We start from the raw sequence: 15,148 nt of genomic DNA, 5'->3' as shown, positions 1-15,148 counted from the left end.
GTGTTTCGATATATTGTCTGGCGCATCGCTGTGATGGTTCCAACGCTGCTGATCATATCGGCGCTGGTGTTCACGATCATCGAACTTCCCCCAGGCGACTATTTCGACAGCTATGTTTCCGAGCTTCGGGCTCAGGGCGAAGCGGTGGATTCCGATCGCATCCAAATGATGCGGAAGGAATATGGTTTCGACCAGCCGCCCGTCATTCGCTATTTCTACTGGGTCGGCGGGATGCTGCACGGCGATTTCGGCTATTCCTTCGAGTATGAGCTGCCGGTTCGCGACGTCGTCGGGGACCGAATGTGGCTGACCGTGCTGGTTTCCTTCGTCACGATCATCTTCACCTGGCTCATCGCCTTTCCCATCGGCATGTACTCCGCCACGCATCAATACAGTTGGGGCGACTACGGCCTTACTCTCTTCGGCCTTCTCGGCCTTGCCATTCCGAATTTCATGCTGGCGCTGATCCTGATGTATTTCGCCAATATCTGGTTCGGCACCTCAATCGGCCATCTCATGGACCCGCAATATCTCAGTGAGCCGATGAGCTGGGCCAAGGCGAAGTCGATCCTCGCCCATCTCTGGATCCCGGTCTTGATCATCGGCACCGGCGGCACGGCAAGCATGATCCGGCGGCTGCGCGCCAATCTGCTCGATGAGCTTCACAAGCAATATGTCGTGACCGCGCGCGCCAAAGGCCTTCATCCGTTCAAGGCACTGGTCAAATATCCGCTGCGCATGGCGCTCAATTTCTTTATTTCCGACATCGGCTCCATCCTGCCGGCCATCATCTCCGGTGCCGAAATCACCGCGATCGTGCTGTCTTTGGAAACGACCGGGCCGATGCTGATCAAGGCGCTGCAAAGCCAGGACATGTATCTGGCAGGGTCTTTCCTGATGTTCCTCGCCTTCCTGACAGTCATCGGCGTGCTGATTTCCGACCTGGCGCTGGCGCTGCTTGATCCACGAATTCGTTTGCAGGGCGGCAGCACCAAATGAACAAGGAATCGCCCCTGCCCGCTCCGGGTGCCCCACTGCAACACTTCGTTTCCATCGCGCCCTTTGACCTGCAATCAGTCGAGGCGATGACGGCGGAGCAGTCGAAGGTCTTTCAGGCGTCGCAGTTGCGGCTGATGTGGTGGAAATTCCGACGGCACCGGCTTGCCCTTGTCTCCGGCATATTTCTGGCAGCGCTCTATTTCGGGATACTGATCTGCGAGTTCCTGGCGCCCTACAATCTGCACACACGCAACATGGACTACATCTATTCGCCGCCGCAGCGGGTACACCTGTTCCATAACGGCCAGCTTGTCGGGCCGTTCGTCTATGGTCGCCAGATGACGCTGGATATGGACACACTCAAGCGGAACTACATCGACAAACAGGATGATGTTCAGCGGATTCGTTTCTTCTGCAAGGGCGACAGCTACCGGTTCTGGGGCTTGGTCGAAGGTGACTGGCATTTTGTCTGTCCTGCCGAAAACGGCCAGCTCTTTCTGGCCGGCACCGACAGGCTGGGGCGCGATGTGCTCTCGCGTATCATCTATGGCGCACGCATTTCACTGACAATTGGCCTTGTCGGCATCAGTTTCAGCTTCCTGCTCGGCATTGTCATAGGCGGACTGGCTGGCTATCACGGCGGTATCTTCGACCTGATCGTTCAACGGATAATCGAAGTTCTGCAATCGATCCCCAGCATTCCGCTATGGCTGGCTCTGGCGGCGATCATGCCGATAACCTGGAGTCCAATCCTGATCTATTTCGGCATCACCGTCATCCTCGGGCTTCTCCACTGGACCGGACTGGCGCGGGCCGTGCGTTCAAAGCTTCTGGCCTTGCGCGAGGAGGATTACGTTCTGGCCGCGCAATTGATGGGCGCCAGCAGCAGCCGCATTATCCGGCGGCACCTCATCCCCGGTTTCATGTCGCATCTGATCGCGACGGCGACGATCTCCATACCCGGCATGATCCTGGGCGAGACGGCGCTGAGCTTCCTTGGGCTGGGCCTGAGGCCACCGACAACCAGTTGGGGCATCCTGCTAACCGAGGCGCGCAGCGTCAGCGTGATCGCGTTCTATCCATGGCTGCTTTTGCCGATGCTCCCCGTCGTTCTCGTCATCTTGGCGTTCAACTTCCTCGGCGACGGCTTGCGGGACGCCGCAGACCCCTACAAGTGAGATCACTATTCCGCCACGCGTCGGGCCGCCGGCCCCACCCGGTATGATCCCTGCCGGCAGCCAGTTCGGTTGTTGCAGTGTTCATCATCCGCCCCTATACGTGCCGACACGCAATCGAGCTGGCGCGCCGCCTTCGGGATGCACTCGTGAACAGTTCTTGTCGCGGGCATTGCCGATCTCTTGATCTGGTTCAGGACACACAAAAGCATATGAGTCGTCTCGAGAATTTCATCAGCAGAATGACCGCACAGCGTGACATTCTCGATCACGTCTGCGCCGAGGTGGCCAAGATGGAGGGGCTTGTGCTCGAGCTCGGCCTCGGCAATGGCCGGACGTTCCACCATCTGCGCGAGCGCCTGCCCGGGCGCCGGATCGTGGTGTTCGACCGCGAAGTCGGCGCACACGCCAGCTCAATTCCCGAAGCTGAAAACCTCGTGCTCGGCGAAATACGCGAGACGGCCCGCAAGTTCATTGGCATCGAAGCCGCCCTTGTTCATGCCGACATCGGCACCGGCTATGATGATCGCGATGCAGTGACCGCTACCTGGCTTCCCGATCTGATTGCGAGCCTGCTTCGCGTCGGCGGCTTCGCGGTCAGTGGCACGCCGCTCGATCACCCGCTGCTGCAACGCCTCCCGGCGCCGACGTCCGAGCCCGCCGATCGTTATTTCCTCTGCAAGCGCGTGTGAGCGGTCGAGAGCGCTTCACGGAAACGCTGCTCCAGCTCTTTATTTCAACGCGATTCCCAAGAGAAAGCGTTTCACGCTTTTCCCGGGAAAGCCGTTTCACGCTTTTCCCGGAATTGCTCCGGAATTCCTCAGGGGATTGTATACACCGCGATCTCCCGCTCAATGCCGCGCAGCGAGACTTCGTGAGGCACGGGCGTCAGCGCGTTCCTGCGCAACAGATCGGCGGTGAGATTGTCGTCGACCACCGCACGGGTGGCGAAGATCGCCTGTGCGTTGGCCAGGTTCTGGACCCGTGAAGCAATGTTGACCGTCTGGCCAAAATAGTCCTGCCGCTCGTTCATGGATACGGCGATGCAAGGGCCGGCATGGACTCCGATCTTGAGCAGCAGATCCGCGCGCCCGCTTTTTTCATTGAGCGCACGCATGGCATCGCGCATCCTGAGGGCCGCGGCAATCGCACGATCAGGCGTCGCGAAGGTCGCCATCACCGCATCACCGATCGTCTTCACCACCGCGCCCGCCTCCGCCGCGACGATCTCGTGCAGCACCTGGAAATGCTCGCGCACGAGATCGAAGGCTGAAAGATCGCCCACCCGCTCGTAAAGCTCGGTCGATCCGCGCAGGTCGGTGAACAGGAAGGTCAGGCTGGTGATCTTCAGCCGCTGGTTGATGTCGAGCGTGTCCGTGCGATAGAGATCGCGGAACGTCTGGTTGGTTAGCAGGCGCTTGGCGGTCAGGAAGGGCCGGCGCTTGGCCAGGAAATCATGCAATGCGTGGCCGGCGATGAAGACCGTCGGCAGCACGCGGGTGTCGGTCCTGTTTTCCAGCGAAATGCGCAAAGGGCCTGGTTGCATCTCCAACGTCTGGTTCTGGACATGGTCGCGGTCGAAAACCAAGGAGAGGCTTCGGCGCTCCTTTGTTGGTTCGCCCTTGGCGTCGATGAACTGCGCTGAATGCGTGACCGGCTCGAAGACGATGACGAATTCAGACGGAAGCTGTATGGGCAGAACCGCCTTTTCACCGGGCGCAAGCTCGATATCCTCCAGCGAGAACGCTTCCATCTTCTCCGCCAAATCCTCTTCCGGCAGATCGGCGCCGGACGCCAAGTAGATCTGGCGGAAGTATTCTATCAACGGCAGTTCGTGAGGATTGTGGGCGGCAATCCTGCGCATGCGGGGACTGACGGTGAATGTCACCTCGACCATCTCGTCGAGGGTCGGCGAATAGCCCTCGGAGCACAGCGCGCAGGTGTATTCGTCCTTCTGCATGGTTTTCAGCGTGGCGTTGGTGTCGAGCACGCCGCCGCAGCCGGGGCACAGAACATTCCAGGAGATGTCGAAGATGCCCACCCGCGCCGCATGGAGAAAGGCGCTGATGGTGCGTTCCTCGTCGAGGCCATTCTTGCTGGCGAAGGCCAGCGCATTGATGCGGCAAAGTTCGTGGTCCTTGCCCTCGGCGATGGTTCGCCGGATCGCGTCGATTGCCTGCGGATCGACATCGGTCGATTGCCGCAGAAGCGAGAACAGATCCTGAGCTTCGGTCATCGTGCAGGCTCCGGAAAATGCGCCCAGAGGCGTGTTGGCCGGACCGGTCTTCGGTCCGCGCACTCCATCTTACGTCGAAAGGGATCGAACGGCCATTCGAATGGATAGATCTGGTGACAGCTCAATTTGCATTCGGCGGATTTTCACCGGCCGCAAGCGGCACTATGATGGGTGCATGGCGCATTCATCTTTGGGGCTTTCTCCCGTGCCGACACCCGACAACCCGCCATTTCCCGCGGCGTTGCGGGTTTTCTCGGCAGGGGTCATTATCGTCCTGATCGTCGGCGCCGGCCTGTTTTTCGCGCCTGCGCTGGTCAAGCCGCGCTGGCCTTGGCCCGTCACGCCATTCAGTGCCCGCTTTCTCGGCGGCTTCTACACCGCCGAAATGGCAGTGATGGCGGCGCTCTTGTTCTGGAATCGCTGGTCGCCGGGCAGGCTCGTGCTGGTCATGGCCTTCATCTTCACCGTCATCGTGTCGGCGGTTTCGTTGATCAATCTCGGCTATTTCAACCTCGAGCGAAAAGCGACCTGGCTCTGGTTTCTGGTCTATCTTGGTTCGATCGCGGTATCCGGGTTGTTCCTGTGGCGGGCAAGAGCCCGTCCGTCAGCAAAAGGCGTGACCCTAAGCCCCGCATGGCGCAGCTACATGTTGGCGGAGACGGCAATCCTTGGGCTCTATGGCTTTGGCATGTTGCTGTTGCCCCTGATGGTCAGCAGCACCTGGCCATGGACGGTCGATCCCTTCCACGCCCAGGTCTACAGCGCCATCTTCCTCGCCGGCGCTGGCGGCACCTATCTCGTTTGGAAAAGCGCGCCGCGCGAAGAATTGCTGGTGCTAGGCCTGGCGCAATTTCTGGTCGGCCTGCTTTCCATCCTTGGCCTCGTTATCACCGACGCCGCGGTGCACCGGATCGACTGGACGGCGGCCGCTACATTGGGCTGGCTCGCCCTTTTCGGCTGGATCGGCATCAGCGGCGCCTTCAAACTCTACACCGCCTCCCGGTATTTTGGTTCGCAATCGGCAGCATAGGCTGCAGAGACGGCTGGATTTTCAGGTGACGTCCGGTGCATCGTGCCGGGCCGATTGCCTTCGCCGGGAAAGCCATGACCAGCACGACCTCGCCATCCGAGAAAATCCAGCCGCAGCTCCGGGCCGTCCGGCCAAACGATGCGGAGGCGCTTTGCGCTATCTTCAACATGCCGGGCTTCCGCTGGGGCACGCTCAGGATGCCGTTCGAGACGGTGGATCAGGTGGAGCGGCGCATCGCCAAGTCCGGCCAGGAAACCACCTGGATCGTCGCCGAATTGGACGGCGAGGTCGTCGGCCACGGCAGCCTGGTCGTGCAAAGCTCGCCGCGCCGTTCGCATATCGGCGAGATCAATATCGGCCTAGACGATGGCTTTGTCGGCAAGGGTATCGGCTCTGCCATCCTTGGCGCGCTGCTTGACGTGGCCGACAACTGGCGCGCCCTGAAGCGGGTCGAATTGAGCGTCTATGCCGACAACGAACCGGCCATCCGTCTTTACACCAGCCACGGCTTCCAGGTTGAAGGCCGGCATGTGAAGGCCGGTTTTACCAACGGGCAGTATCACGACCTCCTGAGCATGGCCCGGTTGCGGTTCTAATGACCGCCCTCTTCGCCCCAGCCCCTGCCCCCCCCGTGGAAATTCTGGCTGTGCTGTCGCTGCTCTGCCCGGAAGTCGTGCGTGACATCGAGCAGAACTGGAATGTTCCGGTTTCCGACTACGCCCGCCATCTGTGGCGGCCGGTGGCAAGGCCTGCATCGGGCCCGGCGATCGCTGCCCGCTCGATCCTGCGCGAAGTCCTGCATCAGCGCCTCGGTGCAATTATGCAGCCTGAGGAGATCGGCAAGGCCCTCGAAGAGTTCGAGCACAGACCGGTGATTCAATCCGGTCTGCACTGCCTGCTTCTGATGGACCGGATCACCTTCGATGCCCTCCTGTTTGCCTGGCTCGGCGCGGTCGAAAACGAGCTGTCAGCCTTCGTCGGCTTCATGGGAACGACGATGACGATGGAGACAATTGGCCGGGAGGGGCCTGGATGGCTCGATGTCGGAGACGACAAGGTCAATCTGTTTGGCATGGGGCGCCACAAACTGTGCCGCAAAAGCGCCTGCGTGGCCGGTCCCGTCTCCCTTAACAAGCGCGCGCTCGAAGCGGTGGGCGATGAAACGGATGCCAGCCGCTGGCTAGGTACACTGCTTGCCAGTCAGGATAAGGTCTTTGGAACCGCCGCCGATGCCATGACAGCCCTCAATGAGGATCTGGTCGCCAATTGGAATCGTTCCGGCATGGCCCTGCCCGTTTTCATCGATGATCGGCTCGCCGCGGCTGCCATGGCGCGACATCTACAATATGACGGCTGTCTTCTTTCCAGGCTGCTTCTTGAGCCCGCAAGGCGCCAGCGTCTCGACCATGCCTTGCAAGAGGCCGCGTCGGGCCCATTTGGCAGATTCCTGCCCAATGCCACCGCCTATTTCTGGGGCATCCGCGAGCAGCGCGTGCGCAAACTCGTCCTCGAGAACGGGCACCTGATCGAGCCTGACAGGCCGCATGGCCTTTCCATCCCGTTCGAGCGGCCGCATCTTCAGCAGGCGTTGCTGGAGGGCGTGCTGCTGCCGGACTTGTTCCTGACGTTTCTCGTCCTTGCCATATTGCCGCGCGTGCGGGTTGTGGGCGGCCTGAGACAGATTGGCTATGTAGCGCTTTTCCACTCGATCGTGCTGGCTGCGCTGGATGAAAGCGCGCCGGAAGAGCGTGATTTGGCTGCGGAGCTGCAGGTTCGGGAAAATGCCTGGGGCATGCGTGTCATCGATGAAAAGATCTCGGTCCGCGAGCAGCTTGCCGGCCTGCCGGAAGGGGCGCTCTTCGCGGACCTGCTCCGGCAATACCGTTCGCGGACATTTGCCGAGACCACCGACAACCTGAAACTGGTTCGCGAAAACGCGCGATGGCGCAAGATCGGCCAAGCCTACAGCGTCTGATCCGGCCGCATGGCCTCACCAGTCATTGCACTATACCGGCCTTGCGGAGCCCCTCCACCACGAGTTCGAAATCGGCAGGGTTCTTGTAGGGCAGGACTTTGCGACGGTATTCCAGTGAGTAGTCGGGATTGACGCGAAGCACCTCCTGCCATGCCGCTCGGGCCTCGGCGAAACGGCCCAGATGGCCGTAGCTGGCGGCCAGAAGCGCCCGCGAGACGTCGGTGACAGCATTGCGAGCCAGCCGTTGCATCAAGAGGTCAACGGCCTCTTCGTACCTTCCCAGTTGAAACAAGGCCAAAGCCTGGAAGTGCAGGAGCACATCAGGAAAATATGGATTCAAGATCTTCGCCCGGGCAAAACTCTCGAGGGCGGCCTCGGATCTGCCCGAATAATACAGCGCCTCGCCGAGGGCGACGTGCGCTTCGGCGAAGTTCGGATTGAGGACTAGCGCGCGCTCGGCCTCGTCGATGGCCCCATCGTGCCGTCGTGTGTACAGCTTGGCAATAGCAAGCGCCCAGTGCGCCCAGGGATCGCTGCCATCCAGCGTTACCGCTCGCGTTGCGGCTTCTTCCGCTTGCGCCATCGATTCCGGCGGCGACGCACTCCACCGGTTCAGGTAATCGAGTCCGTGCGTGAGGGCCAGGAATGCGTGGGCAGAGGCAAACTTCGGGTCCAGTTCGATGGCACGTTGCAAGAGGTCGCGGGCCGCGACGTTCGTCTCCCTCGTCAGCCGGTGCCACAACTCCCTGCCCCGCAGGAAATAGTCATACGCCTCCGTGTTGCGCGGGTACTCGGGCGCCAGCCGCTGACGGTCATCCTCAGTCAGATTGAGCGCCAGCGCGCCAACGATCTGTTGCGTCACGTCGTCCTGCACGGCGAATATGTCGGTCAGGTCGCGATCGAACCGCTCCGCCCAAAGATGGCCGCCCGAAGTTGCGTCGATGAGCTGCGCGGTGATGCGCACCCTGTTCCCCGACTTGCGTACGCTGCCCTCAAGGACATGCCGCACGCCGAGCTTCGTGCCCACCTCCTGCACATGGACGTTCTGGCCCTTGAAGGTGAACGACGAATTGCGTGCGATGACGAAGAGCTGTGACAGTTTGGATAGGGCCGTGATGATGTCTTCGGAGATGCCGTCGGCGAAGTAGTCCTGTTCGGCGTCACCGCTCATGTTGGCGAACGGCAGCACGGCGATCGACAGCTTCGGCGGCACTGCCGTAGCCGGCCGGCTCGTCGCGGTTTCCGAGGTCGCGGCCGCCTTGATTGCGGCGCTGCCTACTTGCAGCGAATAGACCCGGATCGGCTCGGCGATGTTCTTGAGCTGTGTGCTGCCGAGATCGCTGACCGAGAGGTCGAGCCTCGCCTTGACCTGGCGATAGGCATCCTCGGACAGGCAGATGGCGCCGGGCGCCGAGAGTCCCTCCAAACGCGAGGCGATGTTGACGCCGTCGCCCATCAGGTCGCCGTCGCTTTCTTCGACCACATCTCCCAGATGGATGCCGATCCTGAACTCGATACGGCGGTCCTGCGGCACGCCGGCATTGCGCTCAACCATACCATTCTGAACTTCTATGGCGCAGCGCACGGCATCCACCACACTGCGGAACTCAACCAGCGCCCCATCGCCGGTGCGCTTGATCACCCGGCCGTGGTGCACTGCGATGATCGGATCGATCAGGTCGCTGCGCAGTGCCCGCAGCCTCGCCAAAGTACGATCTTCGTCCGCGCTCGCGAGCCGGCTATATCCGACCACATCCGCAGCTAGGATTGCGGCTAGCTTACGATTCTCGCTCAAGGGTCCGCCTCCTCATCTCCACGATAGCAGGAAGACCGAACCAAGAGGAAACTTTCGTAACCGACAGCCACGCAGAAACCCGAATTGGCTGCGCGCTGCCACAGGCCCCACCCGATCGCCCGATGCCCATTTGCGCTGCCGCTTGCCGGTCGACGGCTATCGGTTCATGCTTGTGAATACCCTGGCCGTGAAGTGCGTAAGGAGATCACGCAGTCACGGCCCCTAGTGAGGTCTGGCTCGATGGACTGCGCAGGCTGCGGTTTCAAGGTTGAGGGCGGTTACGCTTTCTGTCCGAAGTGTGGCAAGCGCCAGCCCGTGCCATGCGCCAGTTGCGGCTATCCCTGCGCACCTGATTTCGAGTTCTGTCCGAAATGTGGGGCAAGCGTCGGTGCACCCGCAAAAGCCGTCGAACGGCCTGCTCCGACACCAAGCCGAACCATTGTGCCGCCTTCTCGAACTCCGTCGCTGCTTGCGAACATCGATAGCGACGAAGGGCTGCATCCCATCTCTGACGCCGATCGCCGGACGGTAACCGTCCTCTTTGCCGACCTTTGCGGTTTCACGACACTCAGCGAGCAGCTCGACCCCGAGGTCATGCAAACGCTGCAGAACGAACTGTTCAAGGAATTGACGGCGGCCGTGCGAAACTTTGGTGGTTTCGTCGACAAATTCATCGGCGACGCACTGCTCGCTTTGTTCGGTGCGCCGGTCGCGCATGAGGACGATCCGGAACGTGCGCTTCGCGCCGCTCTCGACATGATCGCCCGGACGGCGCGGCTCGGCGAAAGCGCCCCCCGCTCCGGCTCGCCTCTATTACTCCACATCGGCATAAACACTGGTCCGGTCGTTACTGGACGATTAGGCATCGGCACCGCCAAATCCTATTCGGTGACCGGCGACACGGTGAATACAGCGCAACGCCTGCAATCGCTGGCCGCACCGGGTGAAGTGCTGGTAGGCGAACTCACTCACAGGCTGACCCGGCATGCCTTCTCTTACGAGTCGATGGGTGATGTCGTGCTTCGCGGCAAGGCTGGCAGTGTGCTCGTCCATCGACTGGATGCACCGCTTGCGGCGCCGCGTGCAGCGCGTGGGCTCGAGGCGCTCGGCCTCAGCGCGCCGATGATAGGTCGTGCTGCGGAGCTCAATAGAATGCTGGCGAGCCTTGACCAGGCGTGCGGCGGCTCGGCCCAACTTGTCCGCCTCGTCGGAGAAGCCGGTATCGGGAAATCGCGGCTGGTGAAGGAGTTCGTCGCCCGTGTCGGCGACGAGGACCGTTTTCGCAACGTCGCCGTGCGACAGGCCACGTGCTCACCGCTGGGGGAACAATCATTTGGCGCCTTGGGTGCAGTGGTGCGCGGTGCTGCCGGGATGATGCAAAACGACAATGGGGACGAAATGCGGGGGAAGCTCGCAGGCTTGCTTGCCGATCTCGGCCTGCAGGGCGAGGAGGCGAAGCGGCTGATGCCTTTGCTCTACCATGTGCTTGGCCTTGGCGACCCCGATGCCACCTTGCAGCATGTCGAACCCGAGCAGCTACGGCGGCAAATTCTCTACGCGGTCCGCACCATCATAGAACGGCGGCTTGCGTTGTCGCCGCTGTTGATTGTCGTCGAAGACCTGCACTGGGCCGACGCCGTTTCGCTCGAGGCACTACGTTTCGTGATGGACAGGTTGGAACGCACGCGGTTGATGGTGCTGGTCACGCATCGCTCGGCGCCGGACAGCGGCCAGCTCGACTCAAGTCGGGTCAGTCACACGGCGCTCAGGCTTTCGCCGCTCAACAGCGATGAAGGACGCAGCCTGCTGGCGGCGCTTTTCGGCGAGAGCTGGGTAAGCTCCGCAGGAGGGCTCGTCGATCAGATCCTCGAGCGAGCGGGCGGCAACCCTCTTTTTGTAGAGGAGATCGTTCGCGGCCTTATCGATCGCGGTGTACTGATGCGCGAGGGGCCGCGATGGCGGACTGTGGCAGGCGAAGTCGCAACCGACATTCCCGCCACTATCCAGGCAATGTTGCTTGCTCGCGTCGACCGGCTGCCACAAGAGGTGCGCCGATTGGCCCAGGAAGCCGCGGTAATCGGCCCACGCTTCGATGCCACACTTCTGAAGACCGTGACAGCCGACCCCGCCCGGCTAGAAGCCGGCTGCGAACTGCTTTGCGATGCGGAAATCATTGAGGAAGTTGCCGGATCAGGCTCTGTCTCGTCGCAAAGCTATCGCTTTACTCAAACCTTGCTGCAGGACGTGATCTACCAGAATCTGCTCCTGCAACGCCGGACCGAAATCCACGGGCGGATAGGTGCTGCCTTGGAGCAACTGTGCGGCGATAATCCGGAACGGCTCGAGGATTTGACCGTGCTCGGTCATCAGTTCGCACAGAGCGCCGAGCGGGAGAAGGGCGCGCATTACCTGCAGGCGGCCGGTGATCGCGCTCGCATGATATACGCCAACGACGACGCCCTTCGTTTCTACGAGCGAGCACTGACTGCGTTGGAGGCGACCGGGCAAACACCGCTCAAACTGACAATTGCCGAGCGCATTGCCGATTTGAGCGGCCCGGCGGGCCGCCGCGAGATCGCTCACCGCCACTACGAGGCGGCGTTGCAGGCATACCGCGAGTCGGCCGATCGCGTAGCGTCGGCGCGAGTTTTGCGTAAGATCGGTCGGCTGCTCTGGGACGTCGGCAAGCGGGACAAAGCAGAATCCCGCTACGCTGAAGCGGCAGCGCTCCTCGATGGAGCGGATGCTCCGATCGAGCAGGCGCATCTCTGGGAAGAACGTGGCCGACAGGCGTTCCGTAGCGGAGATCACGCTCTCGCGGCAAAATGGGCAGACGCGGCGTTGGACTGCGTACGCACTCTGACAACGGAGCATGTCTCCGATGTAGGGCGTGAGGCCACTCTTGTGACCGCCGAGGCCCTCAATACCAAGGCTGTCGCGCTGGCTCGCCTTGGGCGAAATCGTGAAGCCGTGGGTCAGGTCGAGCACAGCATTGAATTGGCCGAAGCCGCCGGTCTGCTGGGCGCGGCCTGCCGCGGCTACACCAATCTCGGCGTGCTTTACACGACCATCGATCCAGCACGGGCGATGGAGGTCTGTCGGCGCGGTCTTGAAGTCGCGCGCCATATTGGTGATTTGGGCTTCCAGGCGCGCCTTCTCGCCAATCTGGCGGTCGCTTGTTGTACTTTCACGGATCGCTGTCCAACAGAGGGCGTGCCTGCTGCCGAGAAAGCCATCGAGATCGACCGGGCACTCGACCAGCGAGAGCACCTGCCGGTGCCGTTGATTGTGCTTGGGCAGATCCACCAGTGCAACGGCCGTCCGGAACTGGCCGTTGGCTTGTTCCAGGAAGCACTGGACGTAGCCCGCGAAACGGGCGAACCCCAACTGCTGTTTCCGTGCTATGATGGTCTCGCAACGCTTAATCTCGACCTCGACAATCTGGCTGAGGCCGAACGGTACTTTTCCCTGGCGCAGGGTATATGCGCCCAGCACGGGCTCGACCCGGAAGCGCTTGTGGTGCTGCCCTTTCTCGACTAGCCGGGGTTGGAGGTTGGAAATGTCCGCGCATAGTGACTTGTTGCCACTTCAACCGGGAGACCGAGCGCCGAACTTGGTACTCGACGCCATTACCCAGGAAGGCAAGATCGCGCTTGACGACTTTCGCGGACAAAAACCGGTGCTGGTCGGTCTGTTTCGAGGTCTGCATTGTGCGTTTTGCCGGCGCCATATCGCCGCCCAGGCGCGGCTTGATCCGGAGCTGCGCGAAAAGGGCGTGGAGAGCCTGACGGTGGTCAACACGCCGATCGAACGGGCGCGTCTCTATTTCCGCTACCACCCGATGCCGAACCTGCTTGCGGCCTCAGACCCTGAACGCGCTTCACATCGTGCTTTTGGACTGCCCAATCTCGAATTCACCCAAAACGAGACGAACTGGCCGTACAAGGTCTCGATCGCAGCGGCAAAGGATATGCGGGTCGTCATGCCGAGCGAGTTGCCCGGTCCCATGGATCCTTTTGCGGCCAGCGAATTCCTCGACAAGAAGGACAATTACGAAGTGACCGAAGCCGACGAGCAGATGATGGCGACGGGACACGGACAACTGATCGGTCAGTTCCTACTGGACCGGCAGGGGATCGTTCGCTGGAGCTTCACGGAGGTCCCAGAAGGTGGGCGATACATGTTTGGGGCGCCAAACCCGCAGGAGCTGATGTCAGCCGTGTCCCAAGTCGCCCAATAGATCGTCGGAAGACTGCATTGCTGCCATTTGCAATGCGGATAATGAAGGTCACCATTGCGTCAAAACTTCGCGTTACAGCTTGGGGCTTGAGATGCGTGGGCTCCAGGGTCGGCACTGCCGCGCGGCAAATCAGGCTGGGAGCCGCCACATTCGCACACGACCTGTACCACGCAATTCCGTTTCCTCGAGTGGGTCGCAAGCAAAATTTGGTCCAAGCATTTGGCGAGTTGCATCCGAAATGCGGATTTCATCGGGCTCCGCGGACGTTTGAATACGCGAGGCGAGATTAACCGTCTCGCCCCACAGGTCATAGGCGAACCGCCTCTTGCCTATGACGCCCGCGACGATTGGGCCTGAGTGAATTCCAATTCTGAGTCTCAGCGGTTCTCCTGCGAAGCGTTCGCGCTTGACCGCCTTGCGCAGCTCAAGTGCATAGCGCGCGAGGGCCTTTGCATGATCGGATCGCGCGGTGGGCAGGCCAGCGACCACCATCACACAATCGCCGATTGTCTTGATCTTTTCGCAGCCGTATCGTTCCGAGAGCCGATCCGCCGCCTTGAAGAAGTAATTTAAAATAGCGAGCGTGGTCACGGCTCCGACGCTCCGCGCTCGTTCTGTAAAACCGACTATGTCGGCAAAAAGCACACTCACTTCTGCGTGGTTGTCAGCAATTTTTTTGTGCGCTTTTAATCGCTCCGCGATCGACGCCGGAAGAATGTTGAGGAGCAGGGTTTCGGCGCGCTGGTATTCACGCGCCAACCCCTCCTGGCTCTTCCTCAACGCCTCGTTCGTCGATTGTAATTTCTCGTTGAGTTGACGCTCCCTCTCTTGCAGGAGTGTCATTTCATAAGCCTTTTGTTGAAGCCGCTGCCTATTGTCGCGTTCGGCAGTGGCATCAAGAAAGAGCAGCCACACGCAGGCATTGTCAGCAAAAAAATGAAGGTCCGCGACACACCCGCTGGGCAGCTCGACCATGGCAATGTGAAGCGGAAGCTCCGGGCAAGGCAGCAAACCTTCCATGAATTCAAGCTGCTCGGCAACAGGCTCGCCAATGCGAAGCGATGAAAGTCCATAATGTTCAATATTTCCGCCCTTAGCAGTTATGCAAAGCTGGGCATCGATTTTCAGATATGCGACCGAGTTCCCATTGTAGAAGAAATTGAAAATCCAACTGCTGACTTCTCGTGGCAATCCATGCATGGTCTATTTGGTTACCATCAAAGCAAGTTGACGAAACGCATCATCAACATTCTCACCCGAGAGCGCACTCGTTAGATAGATTTGCCATCCACGCTGCCTCAATTCGTCAATCTCGCTATCCGACATTGCCCACCGATCGGCCAGATCGGATTTGTTGAACAGCAATACAAACGGCATGGCGCCGAATTCGGCCTCGACCCGTTCGCGCAGCGTGAGCGCCACGGCAAGAGTGGCGGCGCGCGTTCCATCGACGACAAGCACAAGCCCGGTTGCACCTCGCACATAGCTGACGCGGAATGAGCCGATATCGTCTTCACCAGCTAAATCCCACAAAATCAGATCCACGGTTTTGTCCGGGAGCGCGACACTCTTCTTGTCGATTTTCACTCCCACCGTGGTCAAGTAGGTTTCTGAAAAGATGCTCTGCACATACCTGCGCACCAGACTCGTCTTCCCGACAGAGAACCCGCCCAGCATGCAGATCTTTTTTTGCAACAT

12 protein-coding genes are annotated in these 15,148 nt (G+C 60.6%); 8 read left to right on the top strand and 4 right to left on the bottom strand.

Translation table 11 applies throughout. The annotated features are described in order from the left end of the window. From O7A70_RS05265 to O7A70_RS05255, 3 genes are all read left to right on the top strand, one after another. On the top strand, window positions 1-999 hold the full coding sequence (locus O7A70_RS05265; RefSeq protein ID WP_337139430.1) for an ABC transporter permease: 999 nt from the start codon (window positions 1-3) through the stop codon (window positions 997-999). Further along, complete coding sequence (locus tag O7A70_RS05260; RefSeq protein ID WP_337139429.1) at window positions 996-2,177, top strand: ABC transporter permease; 1,182 nt, start codon at window positions 996-998, stop codon at window positions 2,175-2,177. The genes O7A70_RS05265 and O7A70_RS05260 overlap by 4 nt, the downstream gene beginning before the upstream one ends. Before the next feature lie 209 nt (window positions 2,178-2,386). Further along, window positions 2,387-2,866, top strand: coding sequence for a class I SAM-dependent methyltransferase (locus O7A70_RS05255; RefSeq protein ID WP_337139428.1), 480 nt, complete (start codon window positions 2,387-2,389; stop codon window positions 2,864-2,866). Window positions 2,867-2,994: 128 nt separating this feature from the next. Here the strand turns inward: O7A70_RS05255 and O7A70_RS05250 are convergent, their stop codons facing one another. Beyond that, a complete protein-coding gene (locus O7A70_RS05250) occupies window positions 2,995-4,410 on the bottom strand; it encodes an adenylate/guanylate cyclase domain-containing protein (RefSeq protein ID WP_337139427.1) in 1,416 nt (471 codons plus the stop codon). 175 nt (window positions 4,411-4,585) lie between these two features. Between O7A70_RS05250 and O7A70_RS05245 the strand changes: the two genes are divergently transcribed. The 3 genes from O7A70_RS05245 (at window position 4,586) to O7A70_RS05235 (ending at window position 7,415) form a co-directional block, all read left to right on the top strand. Continuing rightward, window positions 4,586-5,440, top strand: a complete 855-nt coding sequence (locus O7A70_RS05245) for a hypothetical protein (protein ID WP_337139426.1) — start codon at window positions 4,586-4,588, stop codon at window positions 5,438-5,440. A gap of 74 nt (window positions 5,441-5,514) precedes the next feature. Beyond that, window positions 5,515-6,036: a GNAT family N-acetyltransferase gene (locus O7A70_RS05240; protein WP_337139425.1), complete on the top strand. Its 522-nt coding sequence runs from the start codon at window positions 5,515-5,517 to the stop codon at window positions 6,034-6,036. Next, a complete protein-coding gene (locus O7A70_RS05235) occupies window positions 6,036-7,415 on the top strand; it encodes a hypothetical protein (protein ID WP_337139424.1) in 1,380 nt (459 codons plus the stop codon). The genes O7A70_RS05240 and O7A70_RS05235 overlap by 1 nt, the downstream gene beginning before the upstream one ends. A 22-nt stretch (window positions 7,416-7,437) precedes the next feature. On the opposite strand, the gene O7A70_RS05230 is transcribed toward O7A70_RS05235, so the two are convergent. Next, on the bottom strand, window positions 7,438-9,210 hold the full coding sequence (locus tag O7A70_RS05230) for an adenylate/guanylate cyclase domain-containing protein (protein ID WP_337139423.1): 1,773 nt from the start codon (window positions 9,208-9,210) through the stop codon (window positions 7,438-7,440). Window positions 9,211-9,450: 240 nt separating this feature from the next. On the opposite strand from O7A70_RS05230, the gene O7A70_RS05225 reads away from it, so the two are divergent. Continuing rightward, entirely contained in the window at window positions 9,451-12,750 is a 3,300-nt protein-coding gene (locus O7A70_RS05225; protein WP_337139422.1) for an ATP-binding protein, read from the top strand. Between the two features lie 19 nt (window positions 12,751-12,769). Continuing rightward, window positions 12,770-13,450, top strand: coding sequence for a redoxin domain-containing protein (locus O7A70_RS05220; protein WP_337139421.1), 681 nt, complete (start codon window positions 12,770-12,772; stop codon window positions 13,448-13,450). A gap of 129 nt (window positions 13,451-13,579) precedes the next feature. On the opposite strand, the gene O7A70_RS05215 is transcribed toward O7A70_RS05220, so the two are convergent. Both O7A70_RS05215 and O7A70_RS05210 read right to left on the bottom strand, forming a co-directional pair. After that, entirely contained in the window at window positions 13,580-14,650 is a 1,071-nt protein-coding gene (locus O7A70_RS05215) for an adenylate/guanylate cyclase domain-containing protein (protein ID WP_337139420.1), read from the bottom strand. 3 nt (window positions 14,651-14,653) lie between these two features. Then, entirely contained in the window at window positions 14,654-15,148 is a 495-nt protein-coding gene (locus O7A70_RS05210) for a Rab family GTPase (RefSeq protein ID WP_337139419.1), read from the bottom strand.

It is taken from the genome of Mesorhizobium sp. Cs1299R1N1 (assembly GCF_037179655.1).
Taxonomy (GTDB): domain Bacteria; phylum Pseudomonadota; class Alphaproteobacteria; order Rhizobiales; family Rhizobiaceae; genus Mesorhizobium; species Mesorhizobium salmacidum.
This window is presented reverse-complemented; position numbering and strand designations above follow the sequence as displayed.

What these genes read in the sequence shown, in the direction of transcription:
- O7A70_RS05255 (WP_337139428.1), top strand. Translation starts at nt 2,387, where the DNA reads ATGAGTCGTCTCGAGAATTTCATCAGCAGAATGACCGCACAGCGTGAC.
- O7A70_RS05220 (WP_337139421.1), top strand. Translation starts at nt 12,770, where the DNA reads ATGTCCGCGCATAGTGACTTGTTGCCACTTCAACCGGGAGACCGAGCG.
- O7A70_RS05245 (WP_337139426.1), top strand. Translation starts at nt 4,586, where the DNA reads ATGGCGCATTCATCTTTGGGGCTTTCTCCCGTGCCGACACCCGACAAC.
- O7A70_RS05250 (WP_337139427.1), bottom strand. Translation starts at nt 4,410, where the DNA reads ATGACCGAAGCTCAGGATCTGTTCTCGCTTCTGCGGCAATCGACCGAT.
- O7A70_RS05215 (WP_337139420.1), bottom strand. Translation starts at nt 14,650, where the DNA reads ATGCATGGATTGCCACGAGAAGTCAGCAGTTGGATTTTCAATTTCTTC.
- O7A70_RS05260 (WP_337139429.1), top strand. Translation starts at nt 996, where the DNA reads ATGAACAAGGAATCGCCCCTGCCCGCTCCGGGTGCCCCACTGCAACAC.
- O7A70_RS05235 (WP_337139424.1), top strand. Translation starts at nt 6,036, where the DNA reads ATGACCGCCCTCTTCGCCCCAGCCCCTGCCCCCCCCGTGGAAATTCTG.
- O7A70_RS05210 (WP_337139419.1), bottom strand. Translation starts at nt 15,148, where the DNA reads ATGTTGCAAAAAAAGATCTGCATGCTGGGCGGGTTCTCTGTCGGGAAG.
- O7A70_RS05240 (WP_337139425.1), top strand. Translation starts at nt 5,515, where the DNA reads ATGACCAGCACGACCTCGCCATCCGAGAAAATCCAGCCGCAGCTCCGG.
- O7A70_RS05225 (WP_337139422.1), top strand. Translation starts at nt 9,451, where the DNA reads ATGGACTGCGCAGGCTGCGGTTTCAAGGTTGAGGGCGGTTACGCTTTC.